Origin of the sequence: Chryseobacterium tagetis (assembly GCF_016735585.2) — a bacterium.
Taxonomy (GTDB): Bacteria; Bacteroidota; Bacteroidia; order Flavobacteriales; family Weeksellaceae; genus Chryseobacterium; species Chryseobacterium tagetis.
Window position 1 is genome coordinate 695,224 of record NZ_JAERSE020000003.1, and the last position, 18,271, is coordinate 713,494.

19 protein-coding genes are annotated in these 18,271 nt (G+C 35.1%); 16 read left to right on the forward strand and 3 right to left on the reverse strand.

Annotation, left to right across the window (positions count from 1 at the left end; genetic code table 11):
• The first annotated feature begins 63 nt into the window (after positions 1-63).
• From JI747_RS13195 to JI747_RS13260, 14 genes are all read left to right on the forward strand, one after another.
• The gene (locus JI747_RS13195; RefSeq protein WP_225689360.1) at positions 64-588 is read left to right on the forward strand and encodes a DinB family protein; all 525 of its coding nucleotides are present in this window, start codon (positions 64-66) and stop codon (positions 586-588) included.
• Between the two features lie 3 nt (positions 589-591).
• Positions 592-1,365 (forward strand): alpha/beta fold hydrolase, encoded by a 774-nt coding sequence (locus JI747_RS13200; RefSeq protein WP_225689361.1) that lies wholly within the window; start codon positions 592-594, stop codon positions 1,363-1,365.
• Between the two features lie 291 nt (positions 1,366-1,656).
• The gene (locus JI747_RS13205; RefSeq protein ID WP_225689362.1) at positions 1,657-2,088 is read left to right on the forward strand and encodes a VOC family protein; all 432 of its coding nucleotides are present in this window, start codon (positions 1,657-1,659) and stop codon (positions 2,086-2,088) included.
• 78 nt (positions 2,089-2,166) lie between these two features.
• A complete protein-coding gene (locus JI747_RS13210; RefSeq protein WP_225689363.1) occupies positions 2,167-2,580 on the forward strand; it encodes an SRPBCC family protein in 414 nt (137 codons plus the stop codon).
• A gap of 34 nt (positions 2,581-2,614) precedes the next feature.
• A complete protein-coding gene (locus JI747_RS13215) occupies positions 2,615-2,854 on the forward strand; it encodes a helix-hairpin-helix domain-containing protein (RefSeq protein WP_225689364.1) in 240 nt (79 codons plus the stop codon).
• Positions 2,855-2,957: 103 nt separating this feature from the next.
• Positions 2,958-3,824 carry a VOC family protein gene (locus tag JI747_RS13220; RefSeq protein WP_225689365.1) on the forward strand — a complete coding sequence of 289 codons (867 nt, stop codon included), beginning with the start codon at positions 2,958-2,960 and terminating at the stop codon, positions 3,822-3,824.
• 102 nt (positions 3,825-3,926) lie between these two features.
• On the forward strand, positions 3,927-4,355 hold the full coding sequence (locus JI747_RS13225) for an SRPBCC domain-containing protein (RefSeq protein WP_225689366.1): 429 nt from the start codon (positions 3,927-3,929) through the stop codon (positions 4,353-4,355).
• 27 nt (positions 4,356-4,382) lie between these two features.
• Positions 4,383-4,826 (forward strand): SRPBCC family protein, encoded by a 444-nt coding sequence (locus JI747_RS13230; RefSeq protein WP_225689367.1) that lies wholly within the window; start codon positions 4,383-4,385, stop codon positions 4,824-4,826.
• A 40-nt stretch (positions 4,827-4,866) separates the two neighbouring features.
• Positions 4,867-5,331, forward strand: a complete 465-nt coding sequence (locus tag JI747_RS13235; protein WP_225689368.1) for a DoxX family protein — start codon at positions 4,867-4,869, stop codon at positions 5,329-5,331.
• A gap of 171 nt (positions 5,332-5,502) precedes the next feature.
• Positions 5,503-7,506: a S9 family peptidase gene (locus tag JI747_RS13240; protein WP_225689369.1), complete on the forward strand. Its 2,004-nt coding sequence runs from the start codon at positions 5,503-5,505 to the stop codon at positions 7,504-7,506.
• A 357-nt stretch (positions 7,507-7,863) separates the two neighbouring features.
• Positions 7,864-8,418 (forward strand): RNA polymerase sigma factor, encoded by a 555-nt coding sequence (locus JI747_RS13245; RefSeq protein ID WP_225689370.1) that lies wholly within the window; start codon positions 7,864-7,866, stop codon positions 8,416-8,418.
• Between the two features lie 13 nt (positions 8,419-8,431).
• Positions 8,432-8,773: a hypothetical protein gene (locus JI747_RS13250; RefSeq protein ID WP_225689371.1), complete on the forward strand. Its 342-nt coding sequence runs from the start codon at positions 8,432-8,434 to the stop codon at positions 8,771-8,773.
• A gap of 84 nt (positions 8,774-8,857) precedes the next feature.
• Complete coding sequence (locus JI747_RS13255) at positions 8,858-9,130, forward strand: hypothetical protein (RefSeq protein ID WP_225689372.1); 273 nt, start codon at positions 8,858-8,860, stop codon at positions 9,128-9,130.
• Positions 9,131-9,588: 458 nt separating this feature from the next.
• Complete coding sequence (locus tag JI747_RS13260) at positions 9,589-10,239, forward strand: J domain-containing protein (protein ID WP_225689373.1); 651 nt, start codon at positions 9,589-9,591, stop codon at positions 10,237-10,239.
• Here JI747_RS13260 and JI747_RS13265 read toward each other — a convergent pair.
• On the reverse strand, positions 10,236-10,391 hold the full coding sequence (locus JI747_RS13265) for a hypothetical protein (RefSeq protein ID WP_225689374.1): 156 nt from the start codon (positions 10,389-10,391) through the stop codon (positions 10,236-10,238). The two genes, JI747_RS13260 and JI747_RS13265, sit on opposite strands and share 4 nt — an antisense overlap.
• A gap of 393 nt (positions 10,392-10,784) precedes the next feature.
• On the opposite strand from JI747_RS13265, the gene gcvP reads away from it, so the two are divergent.
• Positions 10,785-13,643: an aminomethyl-transferring glycine dehydrogenase gene (gene gcvP, locus JI747_RS13270; RefSeq protein WP_225689375.1), complete on the forward strand. Its 2,859-nt coding sequence runs from the start codon at positions 10,785-10,787 to the stop codon at positions 13,641-13,643.
• A 155-nt stretch (positions 13,644-13,798) separates the two neighbouring features.
• Here gcvP and JI747_RS13275 read toward each other — a convergent pair whose 3' ends face one another.
• Both JI747_RS13275 and JI747_RS13280 read right to left on the reverse strand, forming a co-directional pair.
• Positions 13,799-14,338: a contractile injection system tape measure protein gene (locus tag JI747_RS13275; RefSeq protein ID WP_225689376.1), complete on the reverse strand. Its 540-nt coding sequence runs from the start codon at positions 14,336-14,338 to the stop codon at positions 13,799-13,801.
• A 162-nt stretch (positions 14,339-14,500) separates the two neighbouring features.
• A complete protein-coding gene (locus JI747_RS13280) occupies positions 14,501-14,986 on the reverse strand; it encodes a hypothetical protein (RefSeq protein ID WP_225689377.1) in 486 nt (161 codons plus the stop codon).
• Between the two features lie 288 nt (positions 14,987-15,274).
• On the opposite strand from JI747_RS13280, the gene JI747_RS13285 reads away from it, so the two are divergent.
• On the forward strand, positions 15,275-18,271 hold the full coding sequence (locus JI747_RS13285; RefSeq protein WP_225689378.1) for a LamG-like jellyroll fold domain-containing protein: 2,997 nt from the start codon (positions 15,275-15,277) through the stop codon (positions 18,269-18,271).

Genomic DNA, 18,271 nt, shown 5'->3' on the forward strand with positions numbered 1-18,271 from the left:
ACTAAATAATTCCTTATTCAGAAAGAGATAATTTTTTAAATAATTAATAAAAAATCAAACAAAATGGACACACTAATATCAAAAAAATTAGAAATCATAATTCCCGCTTACAGAGGACACAGTCAGACTTTTTTGCTGGTTCTTGACGGAATTTCTGAAGAAGACGCTTTAAAAAGAATCGAAGGAAGAACTAATCACATCATCTGGATGGTGGGGAACTTTCTGGATATGCGTTACGGACTAGGATTTGTTCTTGGGCTTACCGAAGAGTTTAAATATAAAGACTTTTTCTTTCAGGGGAAGGCTTTAGATGAAAGCCTCACGTATCCGACTTTACAGGAATTGAAAGAAGAATTTCATAAAATCTCCCCTTTAGTGTATCAAAAACTGTTGGAAGCAACAGACGAAGAATTAGATAAAGCATTTCCTATGGGAATGAACATCGATTTCTTTCCTGAAACAGTATTGAATTTCGTGGGAATGTGTATTGGCCGTGAAGACTATCTGTGTGGACAAATCGGCTTAATGCGGAGAATCCTCGGATACGAAGGAATGAAATACGATTTTGATAAAGACTTAAAATATTAAGCCATGAATCCTGTAGAAAAAGGGTATAAACAAGTCAACGGGATCAAAATGTATTACGAAATATATGGTTCCGGAAAACCTTTGGTATTGATTCATGGAGGAGGTTCTTCATTTCTGTTCGACTATAAAGAAATCGTTTCAAGGTTGGAAAATCAATTTCAGTTAATCGGAATTGATCTGCAAAATCACGGAATGACCGAACATCGTGATACTCCAGAGACTTTCGAGCAGGATGCACAAGATGTAGCAGCTCTTTTAAAGGAAATTAATATAGAAAAAGCATCGTTTTGGGGTTTCAGTAATGGCGGAAGTACGGTAATGCAAATTGCTCATCTGTATCCCGATATGGTTGAAAAGTTAGTGGTTGCCTCTGCACTTTTCAAAAGAAGCGGAATGATGGACGGTTTTTTCGAAAGCATGATGGATGCAACTTTAGACTCAATGCCGGAACCTTTGAAAATTAATTTTCTGAACTTAAATCCTGACTTTTCTGCCCTTGAAAATATGTTTGATAAAGACAGTAGGAGAATGCAGACTTTTAAAGACTGGAGCGAAGATATTTTGAAAGGAATAAAATCGCCTACTTTATTTATTTCAGGAGATAAAGATGTTATAAAACCAGAACATACTGTTGAAATGTGGCGTATGGTGGAAGGCTCTAAACTGATGATTCTTCCCGCGACTCACGGTTCTTATATGATGGCAGATTTTGGAGGAAATGTAGACGTAAAATTAATTGATTTTACTGTAAGTGAAGTTGAGAAATTTTTAAATTAAACATTATAATTATATATAAAATAACACCCTCATACTGTCATCCTGAACAAAAACAAAGTGTAGTGAAGAATCCCTGATATTCAAAAAAAGATTCTTCCTTGTCAGAATAACAAAAAAATAAGAAAAAGAAACCTTCAATACTTCGCTGAGTGAAACGCCTTTGCGAACGAAAAATATTTTCAAAAACTTAAAGAAAACCTTTGCGCTCTTTGCGTTGAGAACAAAACATGAGAGCAAAATAACCCAATTACTTTGCAAACAATCACTAAAAAACTTTTAAAAATAGAAATCATGGCTAAATTAAATCCTTACCTAAATTTTGATGGAAAAGCTGAAGAAGCTTTCAACTTTTACAAATCCGTTTTTGGAGGTGAATTTCTGGGTGAAATTCACAAAATGGGAAATGCTCCGGGAACAGAAAATTTATCAGACGAAGAAAAAAACAGAGTGATGCATATTGCTCTTCCAATTGGAGGAGATCTGTTGATGGCATCAGATATTGTCCCTAGTTTCGGACAGAACCTGAATGTTGGAAACAACAATTATGTTTCAATTTTTCCTGAATCTAAGGAAGAAGCAGACAGACTTTTCAAAGGACTTTCTGAAGGCGGAAATGTAGAAATGCCGATTGAAGACCAGTTTTGGGGAGACTATTTCGGTAGTTTTCAGGATAAATATGGTGTTCATTGGATGGTAAACTATAACGAAGGATATACAAAATAACCTTATCTTTAAACTAAATTATAGAAGGGTAACTATTTTTTTTGTTGCCCTTTTTCTCCACCACAAAAAATATGAAATATGGAACCTGTTAAAATTGATATTACTATTTTATCCCCGGTACAAAAGGTTTGGGACTATTACAACGAGCCGAAACACATCACCAAATGGAATTTTGCCCACGAATCCTGGCAATGTCCACGATCTGAAAATGATTTAAAAGTGGGCGGAAAATTCAAAAACAGAATGGAAGCGAAAGACGGAAGTTTCGGATTTGATTTCGAAGGCGTTTATGATGAAGTGATTCCTAACGAAAAAATAAAATACCACATGGAAGACGGAAGAAATGTAGAAGTGGTTTTTGATACAATTGATGAAAATACGACGAATGTTAAAATAAACTTCGATCCGGAAAAACAGAACTCTGTAGAAATGCAAAGAGACGGTTGGTATGCGATTCTGAATAACTTCCATAAATATGTGGAAAACCACTAAAAACCTTTTGATCATCATGATAAACTTAATAATAATGGCGAAGTGCTTGACCTCTATTTGCGTTGTTAATCATGTTGTGGAAAATGATTTTCTGAGAGGAATTATTGCTATGCCTGCAAGAAGAGCCTTGGAAAAGGAAAAAATAGATTCTCTGGAAAAACTTTCCGACTATTCTGAAAAAGAAATCATGCAATTACATGGTTTCGGGAAGAATACCATGGGAAAACTGAAGAATTATATGAAAGAAAATAATGTTTCTTTTAAAAATAATTAAAAAATAGTAACACATACTGTCATTCTGACGAAGGAAGAATCTTTTGATGCTATTTGCACTCGATTTGCTTCGCTTTGTCAATGACTTTCTAAATTAAAACGATATGAATAACGATATTTTTCCGTGTCTTTGGTACGACGGAGAAGCCAAAGAATCTGCCGATTTCTACTGTAAAGTTTTTGACGGAAAAATTACAGCAGATACTCCTGTTGTAATGAATATAGAGATTTTCGGACAAAAATTAATGCTTTTAAATGGCGGACCTCATTTTACAAAAAATGCCTCCGTTTCTTTTATGGTTATTTGCGAAACTGAAGCTGAAGTTCAAAAATATTGGGATCAGCTGCTTGACGGCGGAATGGCTTTAATGCCTTTAGATTCTTACACATGGAGCAAGAAATACGGCTGGATTCGGGATAAATATGGAGTAAGTTGGCAGATTTTCTTAGGAGAAAAAGCAAGCGATCAGAAAGTTATTCCCACATTAATGTTCATTCATGAAAACAATGGAAAAGCGATGGAGGCCATGCAATTATACACCAACATTTTCCCTAATTCTAAAATAGGTAATATTTTAAAATACGGAGAAGGAAGTGAAGGACATCCAACTCCGGAACCCGCTGAAAATATTCAGCATGCCCACTTTGAAATTGATGGCTATGACTTCTTCTGTATGGATAATTCTTACGACCATCCATTTGATTTCAATGAAGGAATTTCAATGGTGATAATGACCGACGATCAGGAGCAAACAGATAAATACTGGAACTCTCTGACTTCTAACGGGGGAAGAGAAAGTATGTGCGGCTGGTTGAAAGATCCATTTGGTTTTAGCTGGCAGATTGTACCTAAAAGACTGATTCAGCTGATGAGCGATCCGGATCAGGCAAAAGCTCAGAAAGTTGTACAGGCAATGATGAAAATGCAGAAAATCAGTATTGCAGATTTAGAAAATGCCTATAATTCCTAAAGATGGTTTATTTTCATTTTTCGGCTTATTGTTTGATGTGATATAGGAAGAGTTGGATGACGAAAAGTGATTTTAAATTAATCTAAAAAAATATTTGAAGTAATGGAAAAACTGGTTTTTGAAATACAGATAAACGCTTCTCCAGAAAAAGTGTGGAGTGTACTTTGGGATGATATTTCGTATAGACAGTGGACAACAGCTTTTACGGAAGGTTCTTTTTATCAGGGAACATTAGAAGAGGGGAATACCATAAAATTCTTAGATCCTAATAACAACGGAATGTTTAGCCGTGTAGAAAAAAGCATTCCCGGAAAGGAAATCAAATTTTTACATCTTGGAGAAATTTATAGTGGAGTAGAAGCACCTCAGGATTGGGGAGAAGCAACAGAAGCTTATATTCTGGAAGAAAATGAGGAAGGAACAAAACTGAAAAGTGAAATTCAGACACCGGCAGAGTTCAAGGGTTTCTTTGAGGAAAAATTTCCAAAAGCATTGGGGATTGTGAAGAATCTCTCTGAAAACCAGCTTTAAAAATGTAAAATCATTAAAATTTACCATATGGAAACTTTATCTTACGAAAAAATAATCGATGCCTCGAAAGAGAAAGTTTGGGATATACTTTGGGGTACAGAAACGTACAGTGAATGGACAAAATTTTTTGCTCCCGGATGTATCATGAAATCTGACTGGAAAGTAGGAGGGAATACCTATTTTTTAAGTGCAGAAGGCGCAGGAATGGTTTCTACCATTGATAATATTGAAAAACCTGACCAGATCATTTTTAAACATTTGGGAATGGTGGATAAAGACGGAAACGAAGATACTGAAAGCAAAGAAGTGAAAGAATGGAGTGGTTGTTTTGAGAAATATATTCTGATTGATTTTGATGGAAAAACGAAACTTCATACAGAAGTTCAGGTGGAAAAAGAATGGCAGGATCACATGAATACAGGCTTTACAAAAGGATTGGAAATTGTAAAAGAGCTTGCAGAAAATAAATAAAAGAATATGATCCTTTAACTTTTCGAAAATAGAAAAAAGAATGAAATTATTAGTAATCCTTTTCGCAACTTTTATTCTGGCTTTGTTGGGAACTAAAATTTTTCAAGGAAGCTGGAATTTTTTATTTTCAGGAAATTTGGGAATGGCTGTTTTTATAATATTTACAGGACTTTCTCATTTTAAATTTCAGAAGGGAATGGCCATGATGATTCCGGATTTTATTCCAGCCAAAATGTTTTGGGTGTACTTTACCGGAATTATTGAAATTGCAGCCGGAGTCGGATTGATGATTCCTTCCATTCGTGAAATTACAGCCATTTTGCTGATTATATTCTATGTGTTGGTTTTCGTAGCCAATATCAATTCCTCAAAGAAAAAGATCAATATTTTCAAGGCCAATTACACTGGTCCCGGAATGAATTATTTATATCAAGAAAGAATTCCGATGCAGCTTATTTTAATCGCTTGGACCTGGTATTTTGGAATTTATCTCACCTGGATTTAAAGAAAAATGTACAATAATTTAGAACCCGGAAATTAAATTTCGGGTTTTTATATTGAATTTTTTCACAAGTATTTGAAAAATGATGTAACTTTTTGGAAGGTTTAAGTGTCTTATTATTAAATGTTTATTTTATATGAAATGAATGTCACAAACCTAACCAAAATATAAGTTATGAACCTCAATCACAAAATCTTAACCACCGCTCACATTGTAATATCTACGATTATGATCCATGCACAAAGCTCGTCGGCAAAATTACCGGGCGATCCCACTTTGGTATCTTCCAAAGCGACTTTAGAAAAATTGATCTCTTACGATAAAGGAAACTTTAAATATAAAGTTGAAGATTATTTTGCAAGACCTAAAGCTTCACAATTTAAAATTTCCCCAGACGGACAATACCTTTCGTACAAAGAGAAGGATAAAGACATGAAAAATCATGTGTATGTAAAAGATTTAAAATCCGGGAAAATCACAAAAGCCCTTGTTGAAAAAGAAGACCTTATAAGAAGTTATGGCTGGCTCAATAAAAGCCGTCTTTTCTATACTCAGGATAAAGGAGGAAATGAAAATATTCATTTGTACGCGGCGGATATTGACGGTAAAAACCTTAAAGATTTGACACCTTTTGAAGGAATTACTTTAGGAACTATAAGATTAATTAAAGATACTGACTATGTTGTTGTGACGATGAATAAAAACAATAAGCAGATTTTTGAACCGTATAAAATCAATTTCAAGACAGGAGAAATGACGCAGCTATATGAAAATAAAGATGCTAAAAGTCCTATTGATGACTATATTTTCGATAAAGACGGAAATCTGAGAGGATATACTGTGCTTGAAAACGGTTTGACCACAAAAACATATTATAAAGACTTACAGACCGGAAAGTTCAATCTTTTAAAATCAACCGACTGGAAAGATACTTTCAGTGTGATTGGCTTTAATTATAATTCCAAAAATAAAGATGAGGCTTATGTAGTAACCAATTTAGACAGTGATAAAGCAAGAATTGTTTTGTATGATCTGAAGAAAAATGCGATCATCAAAGAAGTCTATTCAAATCCGACATTTGATGTAAGTTCAATAAGTACTGCTGAAAAAAACAGAAATTACGAACTGGATTATATTAATTATAATGGAATTAAAGATGAGGTGATTCCTGTAAGTAATTTTTACAAAGAAGTATATGCAAAGCTGAAATCAGAATTTGGAGACAAACAATATTATGTTGTTTCCTCAGATGATAATGAAAATAAACTTCTGGTAGTTGTAAGCAGCGACAAGCTTTACGGAAAATACTATGAATATGATACCAAATCAAAAAGTTTAAAACTTCTTTTCGATCTGATGCCGCAGCTGAAAGAAGAAGATATGGCAGAAATGAGACCGATTGAATTTAAAAGCCATGATGGATTGACAATTCATGGGTATATTACACTGCCAAAAGCAGCTTTACAAGATCAAAAAGTGCCACTAATTGTAAATCCTCACGGTGGTCCGCAGGGAATCAGAGACAATTGGGGATTCAATCCTGAAACACAACTGTTTGCAAGCAGGGGATATGCAACTTTACAGGTGAACTTCAGAATCTCCGGAGGATACGGAAAAGAATTCCAGACTTCAGGCTACAAACAGATCGGAAGAAAAGCAATGGATGATGTAGAAGACGGGGTAAAATATGCCATTCAGCAAGGTTGGGTAGATAAAGATAAAGTGGCTATTTATGGAGGAAGCCATGGCGGTTATGCTACTTTAATGGGTTTAATTAAAACTCCGGATTTATATTCTTGTGGAGTTGATTACGTTGGAGTTTCCAATATCTTTACCTTTTTCGATTCATTCCCTGAATACTGGAAACCTTACAAAGAAATGGTGAAGCAGATCTGGTATGATCTTGACAATCCTGAAGAAGCAAAAATTGCGAAAGAAGTTTCTCCTGTTTTCCAGATCGATAAAATTAAAAAGCCACTATTTGTGGTTCAGGGAGCGAATGATCCAAGAGTGAATATCAATGAATCTGACCAAATTGTAAAAGGATTGAGAAGTAAAGGCTTTGAAGTTCCGTATATGGTAAAATATGATGAAGGACACGGATTCGGAAAAGAACAAAACAGACTGGATTTTTATAAATCGATGCTTGGTTTCTTTGCTGAGAATTTGAAAAAGTAAAACTGATATTTTTATAATTAATGAACGGGAGGTGATTTTTTACTTTCCGTTTTTGTTTTTTAAACAATTTAAATCAACCACAAAAGATATTTATAAATCTATTAATGAGATAATAAAAGCTCTCAAAAGAATAAAAATCAGAGATTTTTAAAAGCTTATATGTTCTTTTTTCAGTCTAAAGATCAACTTTAAAGATTTTACCTAAATCTTTTGTGACTTTTGTGGTTAAATCAAGAAGTCTACAAAATCCGATGAATAAAAGAAAAATTGAAAATTCCAAAAAATATTTTAAATTTATTAAAGTAAAACAAAAATTTCAATCGTCATAGCAATATGGAGGTTGTCGAAAAAGTAACAATGCCACAGAAGGAGAAGGAAAATATCATCTCGCAAACCGTTTCAAAGTACGGAGGAAAGCTGATGTCTTACATTCGCCCGAAAGTGAAAAATACGGAGGATGCGGAAGATATTCTGCAGGAGGTGTGGTATCAGTTCAGTAGTCTCACCAATTTGTCTGAGATTGTGAATGTGGGTGGTTGGCTGTACAGAGTGACGGCTAATAAAATCACGGATAAATACCGTAAAAAGAAAACCGAAAATTTAGAAGATTTTGTCTATGAAGATGAAGACGGAGATTTTTCCATCAAAGATATTTTACTGATGGATGAAAGTGCAGGACCGGAAGTGAAAATGTTTCAGGATGAAATCTGGAAGAAGCTGTTTGAAGCATTGGAAGAATTACCCGAAAAACAAAGGTTGGTCTACGTAGAAAATGAACTCAACGACAAAACCCTCCAGGAAATTGCCGATGAACATGGCGAAAACATAAAAACAATTATCAGTCGTAAAAACTATGCCGTAAAGCATTTGAGAAACAGATTGAGAAAATTATACGAAGATTTAAATAGTTAGTAAAAAGAAAGATATGAATCATAAACATAAAAAAGGGTGGATTTTTTTAATACTATGCCCCCCGTTGATTTTTTTAGGAGTGACATGGATCGTCATGGCGCTGTGGAATTGCCTTCTTCCCGATATTTTAGGAGTGAAATCGATAACGTATTGGCAGGCAATGGGAATATTGATTTTAAGTAAAATACTTTTCGGAGGTTTCCATTTCGGAAAAGGAATGAAAGACTTTAAGGAAAGAAAAATGAGAGAGAAAATGATGCATCTGTCTCCTGAAGAAAGAGAAAAATTCAAAGAAGTCTGGAGAAATAAATGCGAAGGCGGTTTCTTCAACAGACATAACAGAACAAACGAATAATTAAATTTTAGAAGTAGTAAAGTAAAATTAAAATTGATTCGTCTATATAAAAAAGAAAGTAGTAAAATTTAAAATTTTGAAAAAATGAAAAATTCAGTATTAAAAGGAGCTTTGGGAGCATTAGCCGTTGCCGGAGTTGCTATCATCGCAAAAAAAGCGATCCAAAGAAAAAGATTTGTAAAAGGTATTTTTGAAGAATACGGAATCAAAGAAAAATCTCCTTTCGGATTGGCAGATAAGATCAGAGAAATGAATGAAGAGCAATATCAGGAATTGAAAGGAAAATTCAAGAAAGAGTTTGCTTCAAGATGCCACCACAGAGGTTTTGAAAGAAAAGAAGATATTGTGGAAGCATAAAATAGAAAGTAGCTAAATTGAAATTGTTAGTTCCGGCTCGGGAAGCTTCGCTTCCCGAGCCGGAACTTTTTTTATACATGACCATCTGCAATCGTAAATTCCCCTCCAATGAGGGGTGGCGAAAATTCAAAGAATTTTTGACGGGGATGGTTTTAAATTTTGTTAAGTAATTTTACTTTGTTTGTAATACATATATAAACTACCCCGTCTTTTTGCTTCGCAAAAATCCAGCCCTTCAAGGAAGGGGAATTTTAAAACATTTTATAGAAACTATATCCCTTAGCTGAGTGAAACGCCATTGCGATCAAAAAATACCCCAATCATTTCAAAGAAAACCTTTACGGACTTTGCGTTAAAAAAATAGATATTTCACTTTCCAAATGAAAAGGAAATGGAATTAAAAACAGATTATGTCTCTTTGCTCACAATAACAAAAATCCTTATTTTTGTAGAGTTCAATGAAAGATTACTATTATTTTCTCGGGATTTCTCATGATGCTTCAGAAGAGGACATCAAAAAAGCTTATAGAAAATTATCTTTAAAATATCATCCTGATAAAAATGAAAACGATGATTTCTTTGCCGACCGTTTTCGTGAAATTCAGGAAGCTTACGAGACGTTGAGCGACAAAAGCAGAAGACATTCTTACGATCAGAATTTAGAAAGTCATCAAAAAAGCTTCAGATACAATATTCCTCCTTCGATAAAGACTTTTACAGCCAATAAAATTCATGCGAAAAAAGGAGAGGAGATTATCATCAATTGGCAGACACAAAATGCTGATGTAGTAAAAGTATTACCTTTTGGACTGGAAAAACCTTATGGAGAAAGAGTTTTTAAGATAACGGAATTTAAGGACGGAAAATTCCAGATCTTACTTCACGCAACCAATTCGTTGTTGCATAAAACGGCAGTTCAGGGAATAACCATTACTGAGGTTTTCGAAACTCCTACTGAAAAATTCAAAGATAAAGCGGAAGAATTATTCAAGTCACAACCAAGAACAGTTGCCAATCCGCATGGGCAGCCAAAAATAGCGAGAATAGTCGCAGGTATTCTGTTATTAATAGTTGCGATTTATTTCTTAATAAAAAGTTTTAGCAATTAAGCTAATTTCTTATTTCCCGGACACTTTTTACATCTTTTCCCTTTTTTGAATTTCTTGCAGCAGGATTTCTTATCGCCACAATACATTTCTTCAGGAGTCATAGAAAAAGCAGGAGCCAAAGGTGCAATTTTGAAAGGGACAATCATATTCATGGTGCAAATATATTAATTTAGAATAAATACAGATAATAAAATTTGTTAAAATATTACTGTATTGGTTTTTAATTGTTTAAATGATTTTTATGATGACTTTTGAATGAGGAAAATGAAAAATAATCTCCTAAAATCTAAAGTGAGTGGTAAAAATGAAATTTTCAAGTAAAATCTCTTCTTTTTACAAAAATTTGAAGTTTTTAAAATTAACGTTAATTTAATATTAATACATATTTTAACTGTTTTTATGATTTTAACAATAATGAAATAGTGCTAATATTGAATAAGATAGATTAATTATTCAAATTATTTGTGTTTTCAACTTACTTGTACAATTTTCTAAAAATTCGTAATTTTACCCATCTTTTTTACAAACAAAATCTAATATAAAAAATGAATACAGAACAGTTTGTGAGCCGTCACATTTCCCTGAATGAAGCCGATAAACAGGCGATGTTGGAAAAAGTTGGCGTTTCAAGTATCGAAGAGTTAATTTCTCAAACCATCCCTTCTTCTATCCGTTTAGAAAAAGATCTTGAAATCTCAGAACCGCTTTCAGAATACGAAATGCTGATTCACTCAAAAGAATTGGCTGCGAAAAATACTGATTATACAAGCTACATTGGTTTTGGATATCACAATACATTGTTGCCATCAGCAATTCAGAGAAATATTTTTGAGAATCCGAGTTGGTATACAGCGTATACTCCTTATCAGGCGGAAATCGCACAGGGAAGATTGGAAGCTCTTCTTAATTTCCAGACTGTTGTGTGTGATCTTACAGGTTTTGCTTTGGCAAACGCTTCATTATTAGATGAATCTACGGCTGCTGCAGAAGCAATGCATATGTTCTTCAATAACAGAACAAAAGATCAGAAGAAAGCAGGAGCAAACAAATTCTTTGTTTCTGACCTTGTTTTGCCACAAACAATTTCAGTTTTAAAAACAAAAGCTGAAGGACTAGCTATCGAAATCGTAGAAGGAGATCACAAAACTCATGAGTTTGATGGTTCTTACTATGGAGTTCTTTTACAATATCCGGGTAAAAACGGTATCGTGTTAGACTATACCGAAAATATCGTTGAATATAAGAAATTAGATCTTCAGGTGGTTGTAGCTTGTGATCCTATGGCTTTGGTTAAATTGAAATCTCCGGCTTCAATGGGTGCTGATTGTGCTGTTGGAACGAGCCAAAGATTTGGTATTCCATTAGGTTACGGAGGTCCTCACGCAGCATTTTTCTCTTGTAAAGAAGAATATAAGAGAGATATTCCTGGAAGAATTATCGGAGTTTCTCAGGATATGTACGGAAGACGTGCATTGAGAATGGCTCTACAGACAAGAGAGCAGCATATCAAAAGAGAAAGAGCAACTTCAAACATCTGTACTGCTCAGGTTTTACTTGCAGTAATGGCTGGAATGTATGCTGTTTATCATGGTCCAAAAGGATTAAATTATATTGCTGATCAGATTCACTTTAAAGCAAATGCTTTGAAAGGAGGTTTGAAAGCTTTAGGATATGAAATCGTAGAAGAGCCGATCTTTGATACGGTAAAAATCACGATGAATGAAGATGAGAAAGGAAGATTGATGAGAATGATGCTTGATCACAGATTGAACTTAAACTACTTCACAGAAGGCGTTGTAAGCATTGCAATCAATGAAAGTACAACATTGGAAAAATTAAATGTTCTGATGGCTTCTTTCGCTCAGTTTAAAGACAAGCAGACTTTCAAATTAGAAATCAAAGAAGGATACAGCATTCCTGAAGAGAATTTAAGAAAAGACGAAATTCTTACGGAAGAAGTATTCAACAAATACCATACGGAAACAGAATTGATGCGTTACATCAAGCGTCTGGAAAGAAAAGATTTATCATTAACGCATTCAATGATTTCTCTAGGTTCTTGTACGATGAAGCTGAACGCAGCAACTCAAATGTTACCACTTTCTTGGGAAAACTGGGGAGCAGTTCACCCTTTTGTTCCGGTAAATCAAGCAGGAGGTTATCAAGAAATGATCACTGAATTGGAAAAAGATTTAGCTGAAATCACTGGTTTCGCAGGAACTTCTCTTCAGCCAAACTCTGGAGCTCAGGGAGAATATGCAGGTTTGATGGTGATCAGAGAATATCACATCTCAAGAGGTGAAGGTCACAGAAATGTAGTATTGATTCCTCAGTCTGCACACGGAACAAACCCTGCTTCTGCAGCAATGGCAGGAATGAAAATTGTTGTGGTTAAAAATCTTGAAAACGGAGAAATTGACTTCGAAGATTTAAAAGCTAAAACAGAAGAACATTCTGCAAACTTATCTTGTGTAATGATCACGTATCCGTCAACTTACGGATTCTTTGATGCGAACATTATTGAAATTACAAACTTAATCCACCAACACGGAGGACAAGTATATATGGATGGTGCCAACATGAACGCTCAGGTAGGATATACAAGTCCTGGAAACATCGGAGCAGACGTTTGTCACCTGAATCTTCACAAAACTTTCGCAATCCCTCACGGAGGTGGAGGTCCTGGAGTTGGTCCAATCTGTGTAGCTAAACACTTGGTTCCTTTCTTGCCTTCAAACGCAAACATCAGAATCGGAGCAAAAGAAGCGATCGACGGTATCTCTGCAGCACCTTATGGTTCTGGATTGATCTTGAATATTTCTTATGCTTACATCAAAATGTTAGGAACTTCAGGATTGAAAAAAGCAACTGAACATGCAATTTTAAATGCTAATTATCTGAAAGAAATTTTAGCTGAGCATTTCCCGATTTTATATTCAAACGAAAACGGAAAAGTAGCGCACGAATGTATCGTAGATTTCAGACAGTTCAAATCGTTAGGAATTGAAGTTGCTGATGTTGCAAAAAGATTGATGGACTACGGATTCCACGCTCCTACAGTTTCTTTCCCGGTTGCAGGAACATTAATGATTGAACCGACTGAATCTGAAAGCAAATCAGAAATCGACCGTTTTGCAGAAGCTCTAATTGCTATCAAACAAGAAATTGATGAGATTGCTAACGGTGAAGCTGATGCAGCAAATAACGTATTGAAAAACGCACCTCACACAGAGCAAGTGGTAATCTCTGATTCTTGGGATAAACCATATAGCAGAGAAAAAGCTGCTTATCCATTGGAGTGGGTGAGAGATCACAAATTCTTTGCTTCTGTATCAAGAGTTGATGAAGCTTACGGAGACAGAAACTTGGTTTGTACTTGTGAGCCGATTGAAGCTTATATGTAATTAAAAGTTTTTAGATATAAAAAAATCCCTTTCAGTGATGAGAGGGATTTTATTTTTTGTTGCGAAGAATGAAGGGATAAAGCAATCTCTTTTTAAGACAAAAGTTTTTTGTTTTTATAGATAATTAATCCTGCTTCAATTAATCCCCATTATTTTTAATAAGGCCAAGTAACATGTAGTGGCTTCTCCATCCACGGGAATTTTATAATGGAAAAAGAGAAGGGAGATTTATTAATTAAAATATCATAAGCTCTCTTATCTACCGTAAGTTCCCATTTGTCTGCAGATTCTGTCAGAATCCCATTCCGAACAAGCCAGTTGCCTCTAAATCCATCTAAAGAACTGTCTCCTATTACGCTCCAGTATGAAATCGCAGCTTGTAGTAAAGAATTTATTAGTACCTGGTTTTCTGCTGTTATATCAATTGTGTCTGGGATAGTACTGGTAAGAGGTAAGCCGCAAAGAACTTTATTTAATGGCAGATCAATCTCTTCAGTATTACTTAATCCTGTAACTAAATATTGTAGAAATTGTGCAGCTTTTGATTGATTCTCCAGAGAAGTGAATTTTTTTTCATGTAATAGTCCTAAGCGTTCAAATAATATAACGAAATAGTTGTTTAAAATTACAATTCCTGCATTTCGGACTATAATTCCTGTATTTGAATTTGTTTTTTGGTTTTGTGTAATTTCCATTTTGTCAGTGGTGATTAGTATTTAATGATTGATCTTTTTTAATGTAAATGTATTCAATCTGAACCAAATATTTATTGCTGTTAATTGATAATAAGACTAGCTAACAGAATATAAAAAATCCCTCTCATCAATGAAAGGGATTCTATGTAAACTATCTAAAACTTATTTTTTAGGCTTCAAAGACAAATTATCAACATAAACTGCTTGATGAACACCGTTCAGTACAACTTTCAGTCCTAAATTGGCATCCTTTTTTAAAGAGACCGTAAATGTTTTTTTATCGCCTGTTATTTTTGAAGGCTTGGCAATAGAAACATATGATTTTGAATCAGCTGTATTGTTGATGGTGAACAGTTCCAGAGTAGTTTCTCCACCATTATCCGAAGTATCAAGAGTTAATGTATAATTTCCCGCTTTGATTTTCGGGGTTACTAAATACATATTTTCTCTGGGGTTATTCATCGAATAAAATATAATTTTTTTATCACTGGCATACAGCATTGCTTTTCCCTGTTGAGCTGTCCAGCATTTGTTAATATCTTTCCAGGTGTCAAAATTTTCGGTAAGAGTTGATACGGTTTTACATTGCGCATTTAGGGTTAAAAATCCCCCTAAAACAGCGATTCCGGCAAATAAAATTTTTTTCATATAAGACTTATTTAGATCCTGTAAAAATAACAAAAAAACACTTGATGGAAAAGTTTATTTGATAAGAGGGTTGCTTTGTTTTAAAGAAGTTTTTTATATAAATTAAATGATTTGTAATACATTTTCCTGAAATTGATTGTTGTATGTGTAAAAGATTCTTAATATCAGAGTTTTCATATTTTTTTAATATAATTGTTTGTAATGTGTTGATATTTAGTTAGTAGCAGGATGGGGCAGGATGCCGGTGTTTACGTTTGTGTTTAGATTAGTTAACACAAAATTAATTCTATGAAAAAATCCTTACCCTTCAAGCAAACGCTTGCTTCTTTGCTTTTTTGTGGTTTAACATTGTCCACAATCGAATCCAATGCTCAGACATTGGCATTTCCTGAAGCCACAGGTTTCGGTAGATATACTACAGGAGCCAGAGGGGCTGCAAACCCTCAAATTTATCTGGTGACGAACTTAAATGACAGCGGTCCCGGTTCATTTCGTGATGCGGTGAGCCAGCCCGGGCGATTCGTTATTTTCAGAGTAGGAGGTATTGTTAATTTACAATCCATAGTGGCTGTTGCAGCTAATACAACAATTGCCGGACAAACGGCTCCCGGAGAGGGAATTGTATTTTTAGGACCGAGAGTATCTTTTTCGGGAGCGAATAATACCATTGCCCGGTTTCTTCGTCTTCGTTACGGAGGCACCTCTCAAAATCAGGATGCCTCCGGAATTGCAAATGGTGCCAATATCATTCTGGATCATATGACTTTTACCTGGGGAACCGATGAGGTATTTTCTGTCAACTGGGATGGTAATGGAACAAGTCCGGATAATATAACGATCCAGAATTCAATTATCGGACAGGGAATGCACCGTCATAATCATTCTGCAGGAGGTTTGATGCAGCCGCCACCGGGAGGAAAGATAAGTTTGATTGGAAATTTATACATCTGTAATAAGACCCGAAATAATAAGATAAAAGGAATTAATGAATTTGTCAACAATGTAGTCTACAACTGGGGAAATTATGGAAATACTTACGGACACACCCAATCTGGTGAAGCTTACATTATGGGTGGAGATTCTGCGGGACCTTCTTATGCCAATATTATCAATAATTATTTCATCGGAGGGCCGAATACAAGTACTACAGTTACCACACCATTCAGTGTAGGAAATGCCAATTTCAATTTATATGGCTCAGGAAATTATTTTGATAATAATAGAAACGGTGCTTTAGACGGAGCTTTAGTTCCTCAGGATTTGACAGGGTATCCGGTAGGAGATGTGACAGCAATACAGTCTTCTGCGTATGATTATCCGATGAAAAATACAACGGTAACGGCTCAGACTGCATATAATAACATTATTGCAAAAGGAGGAGCATCGTATCCGAGACGTGATCAGGTAGATCAGTTGATGATTTCTGATCTGTTGTCTAAAGGGACAACTGCTACTTATGTATATGTACAAACAGATTTAACCACTCAGTTTGGTTTTACAAATGGTGGAGCAGGACATGTTTATGGTGCTCCGGCTCCTTTAGATACCGATAATGACGGAATGCCGGATGCATGGGAAATTGCAAACGGATTAAATCCTAATGTTTTCGATGCTTTGGCGGTAAGTACAACGTATGCTCCTTATCTGAATATTGAGGTGTATATTAATGGTTTACCCAATACAGCTGCGCCGGACTTTATTATTCCGCCAACCAATCTGAACTTTACCAATGCAGTCACGACAGGAAGTCCGGCTTCAAGTTCTTTAACGGTAAACTGGAATGATAATGCGACTAATGAAACCAATTATGTTTTAGAACGTTCAAATGACGGAACTAATTTTACAGTAATTGCAACACTTCCCGCCAATACGGTAAGTTATAATGAATCTGGTTTAACACCCAATACTCAGTATTATTACAGAGTGAAGGCAATTAATGCGACAGAATCTTCTGTGTATACTTCAAATACATCTGTAACGACACCGCCTGTTCCTTCGGCACCGACAAAACCGACCACTCCAACTCCAACGAATGGAAATAATTATGTAGAACTTAGCAGTGGTAATCTTCTTTTAAAATGGAATGGAAGCTCAAACACCACAACTTATTCTGTTTATTTTGGAACAAACCCTCAAAACTTAAGTAATATCGGTACTGTAGCTTATAATACTACACCTTCCTATCAGGTTACCAATTTAAATACAGGAACAGATTATTATTGGAGAATAGATGCCTCCAATGCTCTTGGATCTGTGACGGGAGATGTGTGGAGTTTCCGTGCTTTAACGCCGAGTCTTGTCGGGAACTGGCCGTTTTTAGAAGCACCTTTGTCTGGTGAACAAATTACAGATTTAACGTCTTATGCAAATCATGGAACATTAAACGTAGCCTATGATAATAGCAATGTAAGAGTACCCGGAAAAGAAAATTTTGCTCTTGATCTTGCGAGTGCACCGAATATTTATATAGCCAGTATTCCTCATCAGGATCAGATTTTCTTTAATACGAATTCCTTTACGGTTTCTTTCTGGATGAAAGCTCCGACAACAATGATCCCGTCGTCGTCTTCTACAAGTCTTTATGTATTATGTAAAGGTTCATTTACCAAAAATACGACAACCGGCGCCACAGGAAAACGTTTTAATGTAGAGATAAAAGGAGGTCAGTTGCGATATGCGATAGATGATGACATCACGAAAAAAGAAATTACATCACCTATTGCCAATTATTTTACAGGAAACTGGGTACATGTTGTGATCATGAGAGATATTGCAGCCCATAAAATGAGAATTTATACCAATGGTGTTTTATCAGCTGAAGGTGATGAAACAGCTGTTACAGGTATCGGTGAAACAAGCGATTTTATCATCGGAAATATCGGTGAGCTGGAATTTTTATCAACCGCCAATGCTCCGGCTCCTTATAAAGGCGCATTTGATGAACTTAAAATGTACAACTATGCATTGTCTTCATCTGAAATAGGTGCTTTATACAATCAGGATGTGTTGAGAAACAGTGAATTGAGTATTAGCAAAAATGTAGGAACAATATATCCTAATCCTGTAAAAGATCAGATTTTCATAAACCTTCCTGAATATAAAAAATCAGACCTTACTGCTACGTTAATTGATATGACGGGGAAAGTGATTGTAAAGGAAAAAATAAAATCCAATAAAGAAGGACTCTTTACTCTAAATATATCCAGTATAAAAGCATCCGGAAATTATATATTGAATGTCTCAGGAGCAAATCTGAACAGCAATTTTAAAGTGGTGGCAAAGTAA